Source organism: bacterium (genome assembly GCA_040755755.1).
Taxonomy (GTDB): Bacteria; SZUA-182; SZUA-182; order DTGQ01; family DTGQ01; genus DTGQ01.
The window spans coordinates 1-20,220 of record JBFLZW010000064.1 but is presented as its reverse complement, the minus strand read 5'-3'; the positions used below and the strand labels follow the sequence as shown (position 1 = coordinate 20,220).

Annotated in this window: 21 protein-coding genes and 1 pseudogene; 14 read left to right on the top strand and 8 right to left on the bottom strand. The window is 51.5% G+C overall.

Translation table 11 applies throughout. The features are described 5' to 3' along the window. The first annotated feature begins 168 nt into the window (after positions 1 to 168). A complete protein-coding gene (locus tag AB1611_18640) occupies positions 169 to 441 on the top strand; it encodes a CopG family antitoxin (GenBank protein ID MEW6381600.1) in 273 nt (90 codons plus the stop codon). A 186-nt stretch (positions 442 to 627) separates the two neighbouring features. Here the strand turns inward: AB1611_18640 and AB1611_18635 are convergent, their stop codons facing one another. The 8 genes from AB1611_18635 to AB1611_18600 all read right to left on the bottom strand — a co-directional run bounded on the left by AB1611_18635 (position 628) and on the right by AB1611_18600 (position 6,610). Beyond that, a complete protein-coding gene (locus tag AB1611_18635) occupies positions 628 to 1,575 on the bottom strand; it encodes a Gfo/Idh/MocA family oxidoreductase (protein ID MEW6381599.1) in 948 nt (315 codons plus the stop codon). A gap of 37 nt (positions 1,576 to 1,612) precedes the next feature. Further along, positions 1,613 to 2,434 carry a UDP-2,3-diacylglucosamine diphosphatase LpxI gene (gene lpxI / locus AB1611_18630; protein ID MEW6381598.1) on the bottom strand — a complete coding sequence of 274 codons (822 nt, stop codon included), beginning with the start codon at positions 2,432 to 2,434 and terminating at the stop codon, positions 1,613 to 1,615. A 40-nt stretch (positions 2,435 to 2,474) separates the two neighbouring features. After that, positions 2,475 to 3,245, bottom strand: a complete 771-nt coding sequence (gene lpxA / locus AB1611_18625; GenBank protein ID MEW6381597.1) for an acyl-ACP--UDP-N-acetylglucosamine O-acyltransferase — start codon at positions 3,243 to 3,245, stop codon at positions 2,475 to 2,477. A 13-nt stretch (positions 3,246 to 3,258) separates the two neighbouring features. Next, the gene (fabZ, locus tag AB1611_18620) at positions 3,259 to 3,759 is read right to left on the bottom strand and encodes a 3-hydroxyacyl-ACP dehydratase FabZ (GenBank protein ID MEW6381596.1); all 501 of its coding nucleotides are present in this window, start codon (positions 3,757 to 3,759) and stop codon (positions 3,259 to 3,261) included. 38 nt (positions 3,760 to 3,797) lie between these two features. Continuing rightward, positions 3,798 to 4,349: a hypothetical protein gene (locus AB1611_18615; GenBank protein ID MEW6381595.1), complete on the bottom strand. Its 552-nt coding sequence runs from the start codon at positions 4,347 to 4,349 to the stop codon at positions 3,798 to 3,800. Between the two features lie 10 nt (positions 4,350 to 4,359). Continuing rightward, positions 4,360 to 5,379, bottom strand: coding sequence for a tetratricopeptide repeat protein (locus AB1611_18610; GenBank protein ID MEW6381594.1), 1,020 nt, complete (start codon positions 5,377 to 5,379; stop codon positions 4,360 to 4,362). A 58-nt stretch (positions 5,380 to 5,437) separates the two neighbouring features. After that, positions 5,438 to 6,091, bottom strand: a complete 654-nt coding sequence (locus tag AB1611_18605) for a histidinol phosphate phosphatase domain-containing protein (GenBank protein MEW6381593.1) — start codon at positions 6,089 to 6,091, stop codon at positions 5,438 to 5,440. A 198-nt stretch (positions 6,092 to 6,289) separates the two neighbouring features. After that, positions 6,290 to 6,610 carry a hypothetical protein gene (locus AB1611_18600; protein ID MEW6381592.1) on the bottom strand — a complete coding sequence of 107 codons (321 nt, stop codon included), beginning with the start codon at positions 6,608 to 6,610 and terminating at the stop codon, positions 6,290 to 6,292. Positions 6,611 to 6,653: 43 nt separating this feature from the next. Between AB1611_18600 and AB1611_18595 the strand changes: the two genes are divergently transcribed. The 13 genes and pseudogenes from AB1611_18595 to AB1611_18535 all read left to right on the top strand — a co-directional run bounded on the left by AB1611_18595 (position 6,654) and on the right by AB1611_18535 (position 20,013). Beyond that, positions 6,654 to 7,556, top strand: coding sequence for a helix-turn-helix transcriptional regulator (locus AB1611_18595; protein MEW6381591.1), 903 nt, complete (start codon positions 6,654 to 6,656; stop codon positions 7,554 to 7,556). Between the two features lie 220 nt (positions 7,557 to 7,776). After that, on the top strand, positions 7,777 to 8,595 hold the full coding sequence (locus AB1611_18590) for a substrate-binding domain-containing protein (protein ID MEW6381590.1): 819 nt from the start codon (positions 7,777 to 7,779) through the stop codon (positions 8,593 to 8,595). Positions 8,596 to 9,182: 587 nt separating this feature from the next. Continuing rightward, entirely contained in the window at positions 9,183 to 9,500 is a 318-nt protein-coding gene (locus tag AB1611_18585) for a hypothetical protein (protein MEW6381589.1), read from the top strand. 21 nt (positions 9,501 to 9,521) lie between these two features. Then, positions 9,522 to 9,836, top strand: coding sequence for a hypothetical protein (locus tag AB1611_18580; GenBank protein MEW6381588.1), 315 nt, complete (start codon positions 9,522 to 9,524; stop codon positions 9,834 to 9,836). Further along, positions 9,761 to 10,303: a hypothetical protein gene (locus tag AB1611_18575; GenBank protein MEW6381587.1), complete on the top strand. Its 543-nt coding sequence runs from the start codon at positions 9,761 to 9,763 to the stop codon at positions 10,301 to 10,303. The genes AB1611_18580 and AB1611_18575 overlap by 76 nt, the downstream gene beginning before the upstream one ends. 33 nt (positions 10,304 to 10,336) lie before the next feature. Further along, positions 10,337 to 12,622 (top strand): hypothetical protein, encoded by a 2,286-nt coding sequence (locus tag AB1611_18570; protein MEW6381586.1) that lies wholly within the window; start codon positions 10,337 to 10,339, stop codon positions 12,620 to 12,622. After that, on the top strand, positions 12,619 to 13,905 hold the full coding sequence (locus tag AB1611_18565; protein ID MEW6381585.1) for a glycosyltransferase: 1,287 nt from the start codon (positions 12,619 to 12,621) through the stop codon (positions 13,903 to 13,905). Before AB1611_18570 ends, AB1611_18565 begins: the two co-directional genes overlap by 4 nt. 142 nt (positions 13,906 to 14,047) lie before the next feature. Beyond that, positions 14,048 to 14,935 carry a hypothetical protein gene (locus tag AB1611_18560; protein MEW6381584.1) on the top strand — a complete coding sequence of 296 codons (888 nt, stop codon included), beginning with the start codon at positions 14,048 to 14,050 and terminating at the stop codon, positions 14,933 to 14,935. A gap of 99 nt (positions 14,936 to 15,034) precedes the next feature. Beyond that, positions 15,035 to 15,412 (top strand): zinc ribbon domain-containing protein, encoded by a 378-nt coding sequence (locus AB1611_18555; protein MEW6381583.1) that lies wholly within the window; start codon positions 15,035 to 15,037, stop codon positions 15,410 to 15,412. 72 nt (positions 15,413 to 15,484) lie between these two features. After that, positions 15,485 to 16,063 (top strand): annotated as a pseudogene (locus AB1611_18550) (hypothetical protein). A gap of 48 nt (positions 16,064 to 16,111) precedes the next feature. Continuing rightward, on the top strand, positions 16,112 to 17,113 hold the full coding sequence (locus AB1611_18545) for an NAD(P)H-dependent glycerol-3-phosphate dehydrogenase (GenBank protein ID MEW6381582.1): 1,002 nt from the start codon (positions 16,112 to 16,114) through the stop codon (positions 17,111 to 17,113). Positions 17,114 to 17,238: 125 nt separating this feature from the next. Next, a complete protein-coding gene (locus tag AB1611_18540; GenBank protein ID MEW6381581.1) occupies positions 17,239 to 18,342 on the top strand; it encodes a radical SAM protein in 1,104 nt (367 codons plus the stop codon). Positions 18,343 to 18,486: 144 nt separating this feature from the next. Further along, positions 18,487 to 20,013 (top strand): response regulator, encoded by a 1,527-nt coding sequence (locus tag AB1611_18535; protein MEW6381580.1) that lies wholly within the window; start codon positions 18,487 to 18,489, stop codon positions 20,011 to 20,013. The last annotated feature ends 207 nt before the right edge of the window (positions 20,014 to 20,220 follow it).

Sequence of the window (20,220 nt, the reverse complement as noted above, 5' to 3'; positions counted from 1 at the left end):
GTAGCCCCACCAGATACCTCAAGTGTCTTACGTCTTTTCCCTGTTTTCCTGGTGCCAGAAAGTATGGCGACTGATAAATGAGAGCGATTCCTTTTCTTTTTCCTTTTACCTTTTTACTTCCAGGCCAGTGGAAACACCACGTTTCCGAAAAGAAAATAAAAATGCACTATGAAAGAAAATAAAAAAAACGATTCTGTTCCCAATCACTTTGCCAGCCTTGAAGAAGCTTCAGATTTTTGGGACACCCATGACGCTGGTGATTCCGAAAAGTACTTGCGTCCGGTAAATGAGGAAATTGAAGTGGGCAGTGAGCTGCCTCAGGCAGTTTTACCGGAGCCTTCTCTCTCCGAAAAAATCAAAAAGGTTGCACAGCAAAAGGGAGTTTCCCTGGAAACGTTAGTAAATCTCTGGTTAGAAGAGAGACTTCCGGCCAACAAATAATAACCTTACCAGAGCATCACAGTTCTTGCCAAACTTTATATTTTTCTCATCACCAGCCCTGCCCAGACCAGCGGACTTGCCAGAAAAGGGAGCAGAAAGGCAGCGACCATAATGGAGGGTGGGGCTGCTTTTTTGCCCCACCAAATACCGCTCCACAAACAGTGATTCCCTGGGCGCTCAGCCCTGTCAGACCACAGCCGGGATCTTTTCCAGTATCTGAAAGGCAACGCATAAAGCCTCATAACCTTCCTCACCGGAAACAACCGGTTTTTTCCGGGTGCGGCAGGAGTGGACAAAGGCTTGAAGCTCCGCTCTGAGGGGCTCGACCTCCTGCACCGGTATGTCGTTCCTCACAATATGGAATGGATATTGGCCGCTGTTTTCTTCCTCCCTCCTGACCGTACAGGAATATAACTGCGAATCGGCATAATCCAGGGAAAAATAAGCATCCTTTTGGAAGAGGCGGATCTTCCTTTCCTTCTTGAGGGATACCCTGCTGGCGGTTACGTTGGCCAGGCAGCCATTTTCGAATTCCAGGCGGGCACTGGCGATATCGATTTTTGAGGAGATGACCGGAACGCCGACTGCCTCTATCCTCCTGGCCCTGGATTTGACAAGGCTCAGGATAATATCGATGTCGTGGATCATGAGATCGAGGACCACATCAACATCTACCCCACGCTCGACAAAGGGAGCGATCCGGTGGGATTCGATGAAGCGGGGATCATGAATGTGCTTTTCGAGGGCCAGTACGGCCCCGTTAAACCTTTCCAGATGGCCTACCTGGAGGATAGCCTTCCGCTGGTTTGCCAGATCGATCAATTCCTGTGCCTGTTGAAGGGTTTCGGTCATCGGCTTTTCAACCAGAACGTCGATTCCCTGAGCCAGAAAATCCCTGGCAATCCGGTGATGCGATACCGTAGGGACGGCAATGCTTACTGCCCCGACTTTGCCAATCATATCCCGGTAATCGGTCAGGGCAATGGCATGGTATTGCCCGGCGATCTCCTGTGCCCGCTCCCTGTCAGTATCGGCAACTCCGAAGAGCTCACACTCCTCCAGTTCGGAAAAGATTCTGACATGATGCTTTCCCAGGTGCCCTACCCCGATTACTCCGACTTTGAGTTTATCCATTGATTTTCCCCTGCAACCCTGAAAACCCGCAAAACCTTTATCTCCCTGTCCGGCTGGCCGAAATCGAGACCAGGGAAATATTCTCTGCATCTGCCTCGGCAATGACCTCTTCACGGTCGAAAAAGAGGGTTTTACCTGATTCAATGGCCAGCACCGCAGCTTGTGCTTCCTTCAAAGACTTCATTGTTCCCAGGCCGATGACCGGGACATCAAAGCGCATGTCCTGATTGGGTTTACTTACCTTGACGACAACGGTTTTTTTCCCGCCGATAACACCGCCCCTTCGGATGGTTTCATCGGTTCCTTCCATTGCCTCTACAGCCACGACGGTCATGTCCTTAACCACCACGGTCTGTCCGATATCAGCCCCGGCGATTCTCTTGGCGATTTCAAATCCAAACTCTATGTCCTTCATTTCTTTCTTCGAAGGCTTTCTTTTGGTAATAACTCCAGGCTGGGGAAGGAGAGGGGCGAGATATTGTGTCGAATCCAGAATATGAATTCCCTCCCGCTCCAATTCATCGGCCACAGCTCCCAGGATGGTATCAGCTTTTTTATTTATCAGCCTTTTCAATAAGAGCAGGGTCCGCCAGTCGATCCTGATCTCCCGGAAAAGGTTCACGTGCCGGATCTGACCGGCCATGATCGCCTTGGTAATGCCCTCGGCTTTGAATTCTTTGATGAGTTTGCTGAGATTTCCCAGCTCGATCCAGGAGAGCTTATCCACGGAAAAGAGCAGATTCGGCGAGGTGATTCTATTGATGCCGACAGCAACGACCCGCAGGCCCTGCTTTTTGGCCTCATTGGCTACGACGATGGGGAATTGGCCGCTCCCGGCAATAAGTCCCAGACCTTCCATCTCCTGACTCCTGACTCCTGAATTCTGACTCCTGCCTTTACTACTTACAAATTCCTCGATCGGAATTTTTTACAAAATCTACGAGATACCGGACTTCAGGAGTGTCAATCTCTGCCTCGATCTGAGCAATTGCCTGAGAAACATTCAGATGCGACGATAGGAGCAGACGATAAGCTTTCTTGATGTTCTCGATCGCTTCCGAAGAAAAGCCTTTTCGCTGCAAGCCGATGGAATTCACCCCGTACAGTCTGGTCCGGTTGCCTGCGGCCATTCCGTAGGGGGGAACATCCTTTGATACCGCCGAAGCGCCCCCGACATAGGCATGGCTGCCGACCCTGGTAAACTGATGAATGGCGGTCAATCCGCCTATCGATGCGTAGTCTTCAATCGTAACATGACCGGCCATGGCAATGCCATTGGCCAGGATAACATGGCTGCCTACATGGCAGTCATGAGCCACATGAGCATAGGCCATTATCAGGCAATTTTCACCGATTGAGGTGACTCCTCCCCCTCCGCTGGTGCCGCGATGAGCGGTCACGGCTTCGCGGATCACGGTCCCCTGCCCTATTTTCAATTCACTCTTCTCTCCCTGAAATTTCAGATCCTGGGGTGGAGTACCCAAAGCGGCAAAGGGAAAAACATGGCAGTTCTTTCCGATTTCGGTCCATCCATCCAGAAAAACCTGGGCTTCCAGAACGGTCCCGCTGTGAATGATGACATGTTCGCCGACGATGCAATAAGGGCCGATGGTTACGTTTTCTTCAATTTGCGCATTAGGGTGCACAATTGCAGTCTTGTGGATATTCATGCCTGGATTTTCCTCACTGTTCAATAGTGCACGAAGCGGATTCAATACTATTGGATTCGGCTTCAGTCCCGCCGGCTTCCGCTTGAGCCCCGCCGCCCCTGGCCAGAATCATGCCTTCAGCTACCAGGGTTGATCCCACAAAAGCCTGTGCACTCATCTTCCATCCTCTCTGGTGGGTTTTGAGGGCACAAACCTCCAGTTTAAGCTGATCTCCGGGAGTGACCGGTGCACGGAATTTTACCTTATCAAGCCCCATGAGGTAAACAAGACCATGATTCTTAACGCCCGCCGAGGCCAGACACAGGACCCCGCCCGCCTGAGCCAGTGCCTCCATGATCAACACACCGGGCATGACCGGATTGCCGGGAAAATGGCCGCAGAAGAAGGGCTCATTAATGGTGACATTTTTGATGGCTACAATCCGCTTGTTTTCTTCAAATTCGATCACCCTGTCAATCAGGAGGAAGGGGTATCGGTGGGGCAGGTACTCCAGAATAGCCTTGATATCAAGCATTGTTTGTTTCTCCTTTTCAGACCGGAAAAAATATCGGATTAAATCTGATCGATCAGTGTTGAGACCTGAAGAGAGACATCGAGAGACTTTTCAGGGCCAAAATTTGATCGAATAGTCGTTTTCTTTATGGTGAGGAGCTTGGCCGAATTTTCGATTTCATAAAGGTATTTTGTCAACTCTTCGGTTACCAGCCCATCAATGGTTATCTCGATAATTTTTTCGTTTGGAGGCTGAGAAGGGTAAGACACTGGTCGCATCGAGATAATCTTACTCTCGATCTTGCACTTTCTGGCCAGTTCCTCAAGAAAGGTAAGAAGCTCAAAACCCATGCCCCGCCGTTGAATCGCCTGATTTACCCAGGCTGTTCCCTCCCGCAGGTCAACCATCTCATTCCGCAGTCTGCGCAGTTCCTTCAGGTCCTCTTGCCTTTTGGGAATGGATTGAGCAATGCTCCTGATTTTGGTAAAAGTCGGCACCAGATAGAACTGAACGACAAGAATCAGGGGGAGGCTGAAAAGAACACACCTGACGATTACATTCTCCCTCTTTCCCCAGGGAATATTTGTCTTTATCGATTGAAGCCACTGCATTTCCTGTAACCTACTTCTTTTCAGAAGCGCTGCCCTGCCCGGAAACACTGCTGCCGGTATCGGGGATTTTGCCAGCAGTCTCCGGCGACTGGCTGGCATCAGGGGCTTTGCCGGATTCTGGTTGAACGGTCTCAGGGGCTTTGCTGGCAGCATCAGGCGCTGTCCCGGCCTGAGCGGGAGTCTGAGCAGCTTCACCGGATACCTGGCCGGGTTCGGGAGGCTGTCCGGTCCCGGAAGCCTCGCCGGTCTTTGCCGGTTCCGGTACGGCGGAAGTCATTGCCTGGGCAGAGGCCGAATTTATCTTGTTCAGTTTTTCCTGTGCATCCTTGAGCAGCGGAGAATCGGAAAAATTCGCGACTACCTTCTGGTAAACCTCTTTTGCTTTTCCCCAGTCTTTCATCTGTTCGTAGCATCTGCCCAATTCCATGAAAATAGAGTCGCGCAGCAGATAGCTCTGGTAATCGTCCGTAATTTTTTGAAAAACCCTGGCTGCCTCCTGGTAATCTCCCTTAGCCTCATAGCTGTAGCCGGTAGAGGAAAGTGCTTCGACGCTGTATGCTCCCCTTGTCTTGTATTTTTCAAGATATTGCTGATAGGTGAGAATGGCTTTGTCATATTCGCCCATATGATAGTAGGCATCGGCTTTGAGAAAAAGGGCGTCCTCTGCATGAGCCGAGGAAGGATACAACTGCAGAAGCTGATCCAGGGTCTTCACGGCTGCCGTATATTTTTCTTTGATATTTTTAAAGCTCTTTTCGCTCTGAAGATCATCGACACCTGGCTCTCCCTCGACCTTCGCGTAATAACTCGCCCGTGCTTCCGACAGGAGCTTTGCCGAGTTTCGCAGATCAGATTCTTTCTTGTAACGAATACCCCAGATGGCGGCAGCCACAACCCCGATGCCGATAACTCCAAAAATAATGAGGTTGGCATTTTTCTTCAGCCAGATTACCGCCTTTTTCATAAATGACATAACTTCATCATCTTGAGCCAAAAACTGCTTCCGGGTCATTTTCTTTTTAATCTGCATTGTTATTGCTCTCCCTCTGAATGCCTGAATGCCTAAGATTACAATCACGGTTGATGGCTTATTTCACCAGGCAGCGGTCTACGATCCGCTTTGAGTTATCAAAAGCTGTCTCGATCTCTTCCCTGGTCATCCCGGCCCCTAACCCGATTTTCCTGGCCATTTCCTGATCGATCAGATCCGAAGGCTCATGAGCATCGGTATCGATAACCAGTCGTGCACCCAGCTTCCGGCTGATTTGGGCAACATGTCCGTTGGTCAGCGAGTGCCCTTTTCTGGAAGTAATCTCCAGGCAGATCGATCTGTCTCTGGCCAGAGCCACCTCCTCCTCTGAAATCAGACCGGGGTGCGCCAGGATATCAATGTCTGCCTGTAACGCAGCAAAATTCGTGCCAGGTACCACCGGCTCCACGAGTGTCTCTCCATGCACGACCACCAGCACAGCGCCCAGGTCCCTGGCCTCTTTCACCAGATCAAAGATATTCTGAGGAGGGACATGGGTAATTTCAACTCCCGGAATAGCAATAATACCATGAGAATCAGAGTAGCGGGCGCAGGCGGTAATGATTCTCGGTATCACGGAATCAAAATTGGATTGATCAACATGATCGGTGATACCTACGGCCTGGCAGCCCTTCACCTTGGCACGTCTGATTAATTCTGCCGGAAGAAGAACACCGTCACTGAAGAAAGAATGGGTATGAAGGTCGATCATCAGGGTTTTCGTTATTCTCTTATCTTTTTGGTTTTATTCACTGAATTACTCACAAAGAGCCTGTCTTTCTATCTACCTAATGCCGTATTGTTTTAGCACAGGTTTTAGGAAAAGTCAAATAAAAGCCGATACTTCAAAGTAATTTACGGTAATGGATATCTGGAGATAATCGATAACTTTTGACTTTTTGCTGAAAAATTAAGTATAATTAATTGCAAGGCGGTGAGTAAACGGGGGGAATTTCACCCCCGGCCCCTCGCAGAAGGGGGCGTGAGCCTCTCGACTCACACCGCTCCCGTCAAGCGAACATGCCTGCCATTCCAGGCTGCCAGTGAACAAACAGATGTGACTGCCTTCTCGCAATGTCTTCCATGAAATGCCCCGCTCGCGTCTTGTGGCCTTTAAGCTTTTTGTGTACTTCTTCATAGCCCGGGCAATCAGCGTCTGGTTGAAGTGCCTCCATACCGGGTTCATGGCTGATGATGAAAATACCTTCCCTGCCAGTAGACAGATAGCCATTTGTCAGGTAAAATACAAAATATGACCTGTGGAGGCAATCAGCATGAGTAAAGAATTGTTCAATACCCGCGAACTGGCAGAGTACCTTGACATCAACGAAAAAAAGATTTACAGCCTTATCCTGGAAAAGGGCTTGCCAGCCACCAAAGTAACCGGAAAATGGCTTTTCCCCAAAAACCTGGTTGATATCTGGATCGATAACAACATACAGAATTATCCCTGGATGAAGGATAAACTGGAAATATTCAGCGAGTCCCTGATTATCGCAGGAAGTAACGACCTTCTTCTGGCCCATATTTTATCCTTCTTCCAGGAACAGTACCAGAGTATCCTTCCCTTCTACAGCAGCATTGGAAGCATGGGAGGGATCAATGCGCTCAAAAGGGGCTGGTGCCATATCGCTGCATCCCATATGCTCAGCAAGGAGGGCGAAGAGTATAACCTGTCCTGCCTCAAAGATATCCTTGGAGACGAATTCACCATGGTTAATTTTGCCTACAGGACTCAAGGGTTGATTCTGGCTTCCGGCAATCCGAAAAACATCCGTGGTATAAAGGACATGGCAAGACCGGATGTCTCCATCGTCAATCGTCAGATTGGCACGGGGACCAGGTTCCTGCTGGAACATGAGCTTGAAAAGAACGGCATCGAATCACAGACTGTCAGAGGATATGACCGTATTTGCCTGACCCATCTTGATGTCGGGTTTGAGGTTCTAGCGGGGAGGGCGGATGCGGGATTGGCCATTCAGCCCGTTGCCCAGATGCTGGGCCTGGATTTTATCCCGTTACGAAAAGAGCGGTTTGACCTGATTATCAGTAAAAAACTTTTTTTCGAGGATAAGATACAGGCATTTATCGCCTTTTTACGCTCAAAAGAGCTCATTGATTACAGCAGGCGATTTTCCGGTTACGACTTACACGACATAGGAAATATTATTTGTTAAGGATTAGTATCCTGACCTTCCGGTATCGTTTCCTCCCTTGTAGTGCTCAATCCGTCCCAGTCTATCCTTTTGCCCGGAGTAGTTATATTGTGTTATTATGGGTTAATTATTTCTTGACGTCAGAAAAAAATGCGGATACTATACTTTACCATGATTCACTGATTTTCCGGGTTTCCATAATCCACCCATACAAACAAAAGGAGTCGTCACAATGAAAGGTATGAAAAAACTTGTTTCTTTGACCCTGGCCCTGATTCTTGCTTTGAGTGTTTTCTCCCTGGCTCGTGCTCAGGAGCAGCGGCTGCGGGTTTCCAGCACCACCAGCACGGATAATACCGGCCTGTTTGCAGCTCTTAATCCCCCTTTTGAAAAAATGTTTAACTGCCGGGTGGATGTTATCGCCGAGGGGACGGGAAAGGCCCTGAAAACAGGCGAGATGGGTGACTGCGATGTTGTTTTTGTGCATGCCCGGCAGGCCGAGGATAAGTTTATTGCGGCCGGGTTTGGTGTTAATCGCCGTGATGTAATGTACAATGATTTCATTATTGTCGGCCCCAAGAATGATCCTGCGGGAATCAAAGGCAGCAAGGATGCGGCCCTGGCCCTGGCCAGGATCGCCAGGGCACAGGCTTTTTTCGTTTCGCGGGGTGATGATTCGGGAACCCACAAAAAGGAGAAGGAAATCTGGGCCAAGGCAGGTCTTGAGCCTAAAGGACAGTGGTATGCCGAGGCTGGCCAGGGCATGGGTGCGGTCCTCCAGATGGCGCATGAGAAGAATGGCTACACCTTGTCGGACCGCGGCACCTATCTGGCTTACAAGAGCAAAATCAACCTTGAAATCCTCAGTGAAGGGGACCCGGCCCTGTTCAACCCGTATGGCATTATGGCAGTGAATCCGGCCAGACATCCCAAGGCGAATTACATTCTGGCTATGGCCTATATCGGCTGGGTGACCTCTCAGGAGGGACAAAAAATTATCCGAGAGTTCGGGAAGGACAAACTCGGCCAGCCTCTCTTTATTCCCCTGGCCATACCCTAGAGCGGTTCTCGATTGCATCTCCTACAAAAAGGCAAAGGCAAAGGACACCACAGAGACACAGAGGCACAGAGGGACCCAGGCAAATCCAAAAGTAAGCCCGGAGAAAAGGAGGGAGTAAAATCCTCTGATGTCGGTTTTGTAGTTTAGCCACATGAAAACCGCTATAATCATACTCTTGTGCTGAAAAATTGGTTAAGAAATTCGCGCAGTTTATCTTGACTTGACGGTCGGTATGTCATATTATGGTTGTGACGTAGGCATTATCTTTGATACAATTTTACTACCTTGAAAAGGAGCCTGATGAATTATGGCTGAAGCAGGAGAGTGGCGCAGACAGGCTTCAGGTGAAATTGAAACCTTGAGTTCTGAAGTCCGAAAATGGCAAGGCGAATTACGGAGAGAAACGCTTTCCTGGCGGAATGAGATGCTTCGGGAAAAAAATACCTGGAAATCGGAAACGCTCAGGGAGTATGACCGCCTGATTAAAGAGGAAGTCAGACTCTGGCGGCAGGATCTGGCTGAAAGCGCCAGAGAATGGAAACAAGTGGTTACTGAGGAAGTACACCTAATTAAGGGAGGGATTGTTCATGGAGATCAGGAACCTGCTGGAAAAGGTGCAGGCACTGAGGATATTCTGGGATCTGCAACTGGAGAGGGTGATCAAGTTAAAACCGACGACACTTCTGGACGAAAAGGACGTGGTCGCGCTGCAGGAGTTAAGTAGCGCCCGAGGCCAGAGTGTCGGGATCGCTGCCCCGGATGCTCAGCAGATGTGGAAAACCTGGGGTGAGGCTTATATGAAGGTCCTGAAACTCTATGATTCGGACCTGGATGATCATGCCAAGGACCTGCTGGGTGAAATATACGGCCTCAACGCTCCGCTTCCGGAAAAGAAGATCGGGTAGGAAGCAGTAAAAGAGTAGTGGATGAATAACCGTGATCATTGCCGGGTTACCCAGCTTTTCCTGGGCATAAAGCCTCATCCGGAGCTCCATCGGTTCATGGACGGCTACACGCACGGAATGGGCTGGAGCCCCAAGAAGGGCAGGCGGGATTATAAGATTGCCAAATTCATGGAAGACCTCTACGGCGAAGAGGCCGGTTTGGAAGCAGCCGTGCACATTGCCTGTGATATGAAACTGATCACCAGGCAGGATGTAGAGGTGTGGACTGGTATTATCATTTTACCACCATCTCCAAGGAGAAAAGCCAAATCGAGATTTCCGCTCCGGGAAGCCTGATTGTCTTCCTGACCTGTCTGATTGCCATATCCTCGTCAGGCTGTGCTGCCGGACGGCAGGTATTTTCCCTCTCATCCCCCCTGCCCGTTGCAGAGCAGGATGGGATTCACCGGGAAATCGAAGCTGAAGGCAGCGAGCAGCCAGGCTCAGGGCTGGGAAAAACCGCCTCGGCAACCTGCCGTATGCTGGCTGTACCGTTCCTGGTGGCTGGTACAGCCGGTCTATGGTATCTTGAGCGCACCGGTGATGAGGAGGATGAGCACGATAACACCGATCTTCACCAACGGCGTGAGCTGTGTCTCCTCAGTATCGGATCATTCCTGGTAGGTAGTCTCCTGTACTATGCCAGCCAGAGTTTTGATGATACGGCTTTTTTCCGGGAGCCACATCAGAACCTGTACTGTCCTCTCCGGCCCAAAGGCTGGACCTTCGATAATAAATTCCTGAATACCTCCACTCAAGAGTAAAACTATAATCAATCAAGAAGGGGGGAAGAAACATTGCGGCTTTCCTGGCTGCCATGGAAATATATCGTTCGCCGTGCTGCCCGCTCTCATGGGTTTATTGACCCTGTGGCTCTTTTTTCTCATCTGCGCCGTTTCGCCCAGCCATCGGAGGTGGCTGAGCCGATCGAGCTGCTGCGGGCGGGGATGGTGTTCCATGCCCGGGGTCTTATGAATACCAGGGCTATTCAGCATAATCTCGATTGGGTATGGCCTTTCTGGGTCCTTCGCCAGTTTGACCCGCTGGATCGGTCCTTCATTCCCCGTGCATTCTCTTTGACCCATGTCAACCTGACTCACCGGAACTGGACTGCTATTGGCGTTCCCGACTGCCGGGCACTTCCGATTGTCGATCCAAGGGGGCTGGTCACTCCCTTTTTTAATGGCTGGTCGATCGACGGATGGATATTGACGGAGAACAGTGATCCGCTGATTCCGTCAAAAGCGGCATCCGCTTCTCAGCAACTGGTTCTTAACCGCGATGATCTCTCGATCATGACCAGGATAACTCACGAGGCCGCATTGCTGCAGATCGAGGCCAGGGTCACTGACGAGGGGGCTCGTCAGGGGCTTCCACCGGTATGCAGGATCAGTTTTCAGGCCCTGGCTGGCCAGTCGGGAGGGCAGGGGGGGTGGCTGGTGATCGCTCTTCGGCCATACAACCCCGAAGGCATCAGCATTATTCATCACCTGGCCCTGACCAGTGACCGGAAAGGCTGGATCATCAATAAGAAGCGCTGTCTTGCCTTCAATACTCAGGTTGAGCGGCATGCTGTCTCCCGGTACCGGGACGGCGATGTTTTTTTGAGTCTCCCCGATTCTCAGGAATCGGAGTCTATCGAATGCGAGGTGGGCCTGGCCACTGCCGCCGCTCTCTTTCGGCTCGAGCCTGATCAGCAGCGCACGGTCAGTGTGGATATTGCGCTGTCTGAAGATAAGGAAAGCAGCCCGCTGTTTTCATCCGACGCTCCCCGCACAGGCTGGTCGGATTCCCTGAACGGCCTCTGCCGTCTGAATCTGCCTGATCAGCGTTTTCAATTCCTCTTCGAGGCTGCCCTGCGCACCCTTATCCTGCACTCTCCCGGTGAGGTTTATCCGGGGCCATACACCTACAAGCGATTCTGGTTCAGGGATGCGGCCTTTATTTTGCAGGCCATGCTGTGTGTCGGCATGAAGGAGCGGGTCGTGCGGGCTGTGAGCCGCTTTCCCGCACGGCAGACGGGGGCGGGTTTTTTCCGCTCTCAGGCCGGGGAATGGGATTCCAACGGAGAGGCCCTCTGGATCATGCACAGGCTCTGCGAGCTGACCGGTACCCTGCCGCAGGCAGACTGGTCCTGGAGCATCATGAAGGGTGGGAAGTGGATACAGGAGAAGCGTTTATCCGATGATAACACAAGCCTTCAGGCCGGGCTTCTGCCTGCCGGCTTCAGTGCAGAGCATCTTGGTCTGAATGACAATTATTACTGGGATGACTTTTGGGGTGTGGCTGGCCTGCGGGCAGCGGCATCCATGATCGAAGCCCTCGGCCACCCGAAAGCAGCCCGCAATTTTAATCAGGAGGCAGAGGGGCTTATGCAGGCCATCGAGCGGAGTCTGGAGCGGTCTTTCAGCATTCGCAGGCACCCGGGGATTCCGGCTTCACCTCACCGGCGGATGGATGCGGGTGCCATCGGCAGCATCGTAGCCAGCTATCCCCTGCGGCTGTGGGCTCCGGATGATCGGCGGGTGCTGGAGACGGTGAATTACCTGATCGAGAACTGCTTCGTTAATGGGGCCTTCTTTCAGGAAATGATTCATTCCGGCATCAACGCTTACCTGACCCTGCATCTGGCCCAGGTTCTTCTGCGGGCCGGGGACATCCGCTTTGGTAATCTGGTTAAAACCATAGCCGATCTGGCCTCGCCAACCGGCCAGTGGCCAGAGGCCATTCATCCGCAGACCCGCGGCGGCTGCATGGGAGATGGTCAGCACGTCTGGGCTGCGGCAGAGTGGATCATGATGATGCGCGCCATGTTCGTCCGTGAAGAAGGAAACCGTCTGATTCTTGCTTCGGGAATACTGCCTGAGTGGCTCGATCAGCCACAACCGATCGGGTTTGGTCCTGCGCTTACCCCCTGCGGTGAGATAAGCCTGAAGATTGAGCCAGAGCCCCACAAGGTTACTGTCGCCTGGCAGGCTTCCTGGCGGGGACAGGCACCGATGATGGAAGTGAGGATACCGGGCCTTCAGCCCCGGCAGACAGATGCTTCCTCAGAGACAAAGGTGGAAATCCTGCGGCCATGAATATTGCCATGTTCACCAATACCTTTATTCCTCATGTGGGCGGGGTGGCCAATTCCGTCAAGGCTTTTACGGATGAGTACCGCAGGCTGGGACATCGGGTTCTGGTTGTGGCTCCGGTCTTTGAGAATACGCCCCAGGACGAAAAAGATGTCATCCGGGTCCGGGCCATTCAGAACTTCAATGGAAGCGATTTTTCGGTCAGCCTGGCCATACCCCTGGTCCTGTCGAAGAAAATGGAGCTGTTCCAGGCAGATATCATCCATTCGCATCATCCCTACCTGCTGGGAGATACAGCCCTTCGCACCGCGGCCAGCCTCAATATTCCCCTGGTGTTCACCCATCATACCATGTATGAGCAGTACACGCATTACGTGCCGGGAGACTCGCCCAGACTCCGGCATTTCGTCATCGAGCTATCAACCGGATATGCCAACCTCTGTGACCAGGTGATCGCTCCGAGTGAGAGCGTGGCTGCGATTCTCACCGGGCGGGGAGTGAAGACCCCGATAAGCGTCATTCCCACCGGGGTTGATATCGAACGGTTTGGACAGGGAAACGGCCCGCTGTTCCGGGCTGATATGGGAATTCCGGCTGACGCCCTGGTCATCGGGTATGTGGGCCGTCTTGCTGCGGAGAAAAATCTCGAATTCTGGGCTGAGGCCGTTGCCGGATTCATCAGACAGTCACCCACGAGTCATGCCCTGGTTGTCGGCTCAGGCCCTGCTCAGACGAAGATAGAAGAAGTATTCATCAACGCGGAGGTTCGCGAGCGCCTCCATGTTACCGGGGCCCTGGTAGGCAGCAGGCTGGCTGATGCTTATCAGGCAATGGACATTTTCGCTTTTACCTCAAAGAGCGAAACCCAGGGCATGGTGCTGCTCGAGGCCATGGCTGCCGGTGTTCCGGTTGTGGCCCTCGATGCTCCGGGTGTGCATGAGGTAGTCCGGGATGGTGAGAATGGCCGGTTGATCGGGGAGGAGAAGATAGAGCTGTTCATTCAGGCCATTTCTTCGATCACCTCACTTGAGCCCCAAAAACGCCGCTCCCTGATCGAGGCGGCGCGAAGCACTGCACGGGAATTTTCAACAGCCAAAAGCGCTGATAAAGCCCTTGCACTTTACCGGCACCTCCTCCTGGACAGGGCACGGACCACGGCCGGACCTGAGCAGCACAAAGCCTGGGCCGCAATCCTGCGGCGGATCGAGGAAGAGTGGAGTATATGGAGCAACCGCCTTTCGGCGGCTGGAAAGGCTGTTCTGGGCGGGAAAGAAAGTGGCCAGTGAAGAGCAGCCAGGAGTCAGGAGTCAGAATACATGCTTTACCCATTCTGGATTCTGTATTCTGACTCCTGACTCCTGTACTTTATATTGTATTTTCAGGGCAAATGTGCTACTCTCTTTGATAAGCAGCTTTTGGAGATTCGCGATGAAGAACCAGTATAAGAGGCTTGATATCTTCCGGTGCAGGCATGAATCTCATCAGGGGTTTGGGAATGTGATTTCCGCCTATCATGTGCTGAAAGAAAAAAAATGCTACCCGAACGGCTGCATTTATTTTAAGTGGAAATGCCGCAAGCTGAACCGGGGGCTTTCCTGTCCCAGGTCGTATACGCATGTGGGGAGGAAATGCTCCTCCTGTCCTGAGTATTATGATGAAAAAATCATCAAATGCCCTGAATTGCTCCTCAGCCCGCAGGAGCATCAAATTTTTCTGAAAGGTTTTCAGGAATTCGAACTGTGGCTGCAGAGCAAGAAGGATCGACAGGTTGACTTTGCCGGAACAATCGCCACAGTCAAACCCAGGGTTATCATGAACTGTAACAACGGTCATTCCCGCTTGTTATTTCAGGGGTTTATTCTGGTGTTCAAGGAAGGGTTCGTGGATCTTACCCCTTTTGAGGATACGATCTATGCCATCCTCAGCTCTTCTCAGCAGAGCCGCCTTCGGCTTGGTGAGGGAGATCAGCTCGACTTTAAGGCAACCTTGCATCTGGACCGGGGGAGGCTGATTCTGGAGCGGGTCCACGCGGTTGAAATTGAGAGCAAGGCCAAAGCTCACCCCTGGACCCTGGCTGAGGCCAGGCAGGCACTTTTGACCGGCAGAATTATGGATGATCAATATGAAAAATGCCTGAACTGCTCGCATGGTTCCCTGGTGGATGTGAGTGAGGCCGAGACCTTGCCCGAAGGACAAAAGAGAAGGAAATTGTTATGCCTGAAGGGTATGGCAAATCCCGAATATTGCATTGTCCAGGCCAGGGAGGAACTTTACCGCATCAACCACTGCCAGAATGAAGAAGAGCATTCAGGATAGTGGTCGATAGTGGTCAGTGGTCAGTAAAAAGCAAGTGATCAGTAAAGAAACTGATAACTGATACTTCTTTTACCAAGGTAAAAAAGGAGAAATAGCCTTATGCCAATTTATGAATATGAATGCAGGCAATGCTGCAAAAGGTCAACTTTTCTCATTTTAAACCTGACCAGTCCTCAATCTCCACAGTGCAGGCACTGCGGCAGTAACGATCTTGAAAAACTGATCTCTCGCGTTCGGATGCTGAAATCCGACGAGGCCAGACTGGAGTCATTGGCTGATCCCTCCAAACTTGCAGGACTGGATGAAAATGATCCGGTCAGCATGGCCAGATGGATGAAAAAAATGGGGAAGGAAATGGGCGAGGAATTTGCCGGTGACGAGCTGGAGCAGATGATCGATGAGGCGGCACATGAAGCGGAAGGAGGAGAGGGAACGGCAGATACATCGATCCCGTCAGGAGATAGCGGGGATTTTTAGGAACGAAGGAAAGGAGATTCCCTGATGCTCTGGCAGCAGGAAAGGCCAGGGCAGGGGAAGGATGGAGAGCTCATGGGAAAAATTCAAAGGGCATTGATCAGTGTTTCGGACAAAACCGGGCTTGTGGAATTAGCCGGGAAACTGCATGAGTGGAACATTCAGATACTGTCTACCGGAGGTACGGCCAGGTTGTTGAAGGAGAAGGGAATACCGATGGTTCCGGTTTCCGACTATACCCAATCGCCGGAGATGCTGGATGGCCGGGTAAAGACCCTGCATCCCAAAATCCATGCCGGGCTTCTGGCCAGAAGAGATAATCCTGAGCATATGCGGCAGTTGGCCGAGCAGGGCTGTCTGCCGATCGATATGGTTGTGGTCAATCTCTACCCGTTTGAGAAAACCGTTGCCAATCCGAAAAGCACATTTGATCAGGCCATTGAAAACATTGACATTGGCGGTCCAACCATGCTGCGGGCCGCGGCGAAGAATTTCCAGGATGTGGTCGTAGTCGTGGATCCGTCGGATTATCCTTCAATTTGCCGGGAAATGGAGGAAAACCAGGGATCGGTCAGTTGCGCTACCAGATTTTCTCTCATGAAGAAAGTCTACGCTCATACGGCCCACTACGATCAGGCCATCACCGAGTATTTGAAAAGGGTAACAATCGAGGGCAATGCCCCCAGGGTCAGGTGAGTGGTTATGGGTGTGAAGGTTGCGGTTATCGGGGCCGGGAGCTGGGGAACTACCCTGGCTGTTCTGCTGGCAGACAAGGGGTATGAAGTTACCCTGTGGGTCTTTGAGCCGGATCTGGTTAAGGAGATCGAAACAAAGAGAGAAAATACTCTGTTTCTGCCGGGAATTGAAATTCCTGCCGGCGTAAGTCCTACAAATTCCCTTGAGGAGGCGGTCAGAGGAAAGTCAGTCATTGTTTCCGTAGTTCCCTCCCATGTGGCCCGGCAGGTCACCCTCCAGTACCGGCGTTATCTTTCTGAAGGAGTGCATCTTGTTTCGGCTACCAAGGGACTCGAAGAGGATTCTTTACTGCGCATTTCCCAGGTAATTCAGCAATTAATTCCTCCCCGGCTTGAGATCAGGATATCATGCCTTTCCGGCCCCAGTTTCGCCAGGGAGGTTTCCCGGAAGATGGCCACAGCCGTAGCCGTAGCCTGCCAGAGCGAGCAGGAAGCCATTTATGTTCAGCATATGTTTTCCTCTCCCTATTTTCGGGTTTACCGGAACAGTGACCTTATTGGTGTGGAGCTGGCCGGTTCCCTGAAAAACGTGATTGCCATTGCCGCCGGGATTTCCGACGGTCTGGGGTTTGGCCATAATGCCCGTGCCGCCCTTATCACCCGCGGGCTGGTTGAAATAACCCGTCTGGGGGTAGCTATGGGTGCCCGTCAGGAAACCTTCTATGGTCTTGCCGGAATGGGAGACCTGGTCCTGACCTGCACTGGTGATTTGAGCCGGAACAGGACTCTGGGGCTGCGGATAGGCCGGGGAGAGGAATTATCCCGGATTCAGAGCGGCATGAAAATGGTCGCCGAAGGGGTAGTGACCACCCGGGCGGCCTTACGTCTGGCCCGGAAATATCAGGTGGAAATGCCTATTGCCGAGCAGGTATCAGCCATCCTCTTCGAGGGAAGAAACCCTGCGAATGCTTTTTCGGAGCTGATGAGCCGCACTTTGAAGTACGAATAGAGGAATGTTAACCACGAAACACACGAAAGTATTTTTTGTACTTTTCCTGTGTTTCGTGTGTTTTGTGGTTAAAAATATTCATTGAAACTCGAATAGGATCGAAAGTCTGAGAATACAGAACAAAGATGAGGATTACTAACTCCGGACAGGAGTTAACCAAATATTCCAGGGCGAAAATCATCCCGGTTTTTTTGCCGAATCAGGGATGTCCGAATCGATGTATCTTTTGTAATCAGAAGGAGGTGGTCGGAAGCTCTCTGATCCATGATCCGCAGGAGATTTATCCGCTCATTCAGACCTGCTTGCAGACAATTCGGCAAACCCGGCAAAGGAAACAGAGCGGATTCCCCGGCCGGATTGAAGTTGCCTATTACGGCAGCAACTTTACGGGCATGACCGCCGATGTTCAGCGGGAATTCCTGCTGCCTGCGGCCCGTGCTGTTCACGAAGGGCATATTGACGGCATCCGGATTTCCACCCGGCCCGATTATATTTCCGGGGACGGATTGCAGTTTCTGGCAGACCATGGGGTCAGGACCATTGAAATCGGCGTTCAGTCCATGGATGAAGATGTGCTGCGAAAAGCTGGCCGGCCGTATTCAGGGGATCAGGTTGCCGGGGCAGTAGGTCTGCTCCACCAGCACCGGTTCACCATCGGTCTTCATCTGATGGTCGGATTGCCGGGAGAGAGCCGTGAGAGTCTGTACGATACCGTTGAACGGGTTATCCGGTTATCTCCTCACTTTGTGCGGATTCATCCCACCCTGGTCATTAAGGATACTGAGCTGGAGAGGATGTACCGGCGCGGGAGTTACACACCACTAACGCTGGAGGAGGCGGTTGGAATCTGCAAGGAGCTGTCCCTGCGGCTGACCGGAAGCGGCATCGATGTTGCCCGGATCGGCCTGCAATCAGTTCCGGGCATGCTGAATGCCGGGATCGTGGTTGCCGGTCCCTTTCATCCTGCCTTGGGAGAGCTGGTAACATCTTCCATAGCGTTTGACCGGATGCAGGAGCTTTTGGCCAGACATGATGGCCAGGGCAGGCGGCTCGTGATTATGGTTCCGGAGCGTGAGTTATCCATTTTCATCGGCCATAACCGGCAAAACCTGAATCGGTTGCAGCAGGATTGCCGCTGCCGGCAAATCCGCATCCAGCCCGACAGGAGCCTGGAGCCTGGCGGTCTTCGGTGCGGGGAAATTCCGGATTCACCTGCTTCCCCACAATAGTCAGTCGATAATTATTCTGAAGTTTCTCTGTCGCCACGGTTAATCACATTATTTATTACCCAAGCCGCAGAAAGACACCTCATGCCAGGAGGTTTCACTGAGGCTTTTGAAATTTTTCCAAAAGAATGGGGGTGATCTCAATATATGGGGAAAATGAACGACCCTGGTAAAGATCAAGGTTTGGAAGGAAAATACTACCATTTATACCAGAACGCCACTGATGGGCTGTTTACTGTAGACCATGACGGGTTTCTTCACGACGCTAATAAAACCTGTGAGCTGATTACCGGATATTCCAGCGAAGAGCTGGAAAAAACTCATTACAGTGATCTTCTGTCAGCTAAAGAAAAAAGGTTCATCGGGCATTATTTCAGGATGATCATCAATGAACACATGATCCCCCGTTCTGATATTCAGGTGGAAATCGTTACCAAAGATGGTCAAACCAAGATTGTGGAATTGTATATTAAAAACGCATGTTCTCACAAGGGACTGATTCAGGCCTCGATCCGGGATATAACTGACAAGAAGAAGCTCGAAGATCAGCTTATTAACGCTCAGCGCATGGAATGCATCGGGAAACTGGTAAACGAGGTTGCCCATAAGTTCAACGATGTCCTGACCGGGATCCTGGGCTCCGCCTCCTACTTAAGGGCTTCCCTGAACGGAGATGAGGAATACTACAAGCACGTGGAAACTATCGAGAAATCAGCATCGGTAGGTGCTGATCTCGTATCCCAGCTCATGGCTTTCGGCAACCGGCAGGAATCCCATTCCCAGATAATCGATATCAATGAGGTGATCAGAGAGGCTATCGGCCTGATGCGGAACAACCACCTTTCAAACCGGATCGAAGTTGTCACTCGCCTGCAGGAAGGCTCCTTACCAGTCCGGATTGATAAAGGCCAGATCATGCAGGCAGTGATGAATATCTGTCATAATGCCACAGATGCCATGCCACAGGGCGGAAAATTGGCCATTATCACGGAAAGCCTGGACTTGAGTGAGGATTTTTGCCTCAAGCATATCGGCCTTCGCGAAGGAAAATATACTCATATCCGGATCTCCGATACCGGCCACGGCATAGAGGAAAAACTGCTCCCCTATATCTTTGACCCCTTCTTTACAACCAAAGATGTCGGGAAAGGAACAGGTCTTGGCCTCTCGGTAGCCTTTGGCATCGTCAAAGCCCATCAGGGCACCATTCTGGTCGAGAGTCAGCCTGGAGCAGGGACGAGCTTTGATATCTATCTGCCCGCCATCTCAAGCTCTGCTGCCAAAGCGGACGGATGCCAGGTAAGTGAGGGGCAGGGCACGGTGATGATTGTCGAGGATGAGGACCTGGTCCGGAAGATGACCTCCAATATCCTGCTGCGCTCCGGATATACTGTCCTGTGTGCCGCGGATGGAGAAGAAGCCCTTGAGGTGTATAAAAAGAATGATAATTCGATCGACCTGGTAATCCTGGATATGATCATGCCGAAAAAAGATGGGCTGGAAACCTTCAGGGAGCTGAAATCAATCAACCGGAATGTCCGGGTTGTCATCTCGACCGGCTACCTGCCCAACCGCATCAGCTCGGAATTCCTGAAGGGAGGTGCCGTAGGCTTTATCCAGAAACCCTATACCGCCATGGAGCTGTCGAAGCTGATCAAGCGGGTCCTTTCGTGAGGGGGACGGAGATGGGGCGCAGAAGGGTAGGTTCGCGTTTTTCTCCCTCGCCCCTCTGGGGCATAGGTGTTAAGCTAAGACGAATGGCACTTACATAAGAATTAGTAATTCTCCCGCAGAGACGCTGAGACGCAGAGGATATCATTGAAAAGTAAAAGTAAAACAAGTTCCTCCTTGTGCCTTTTTACTTTTTGCTTGCTTCCAGGC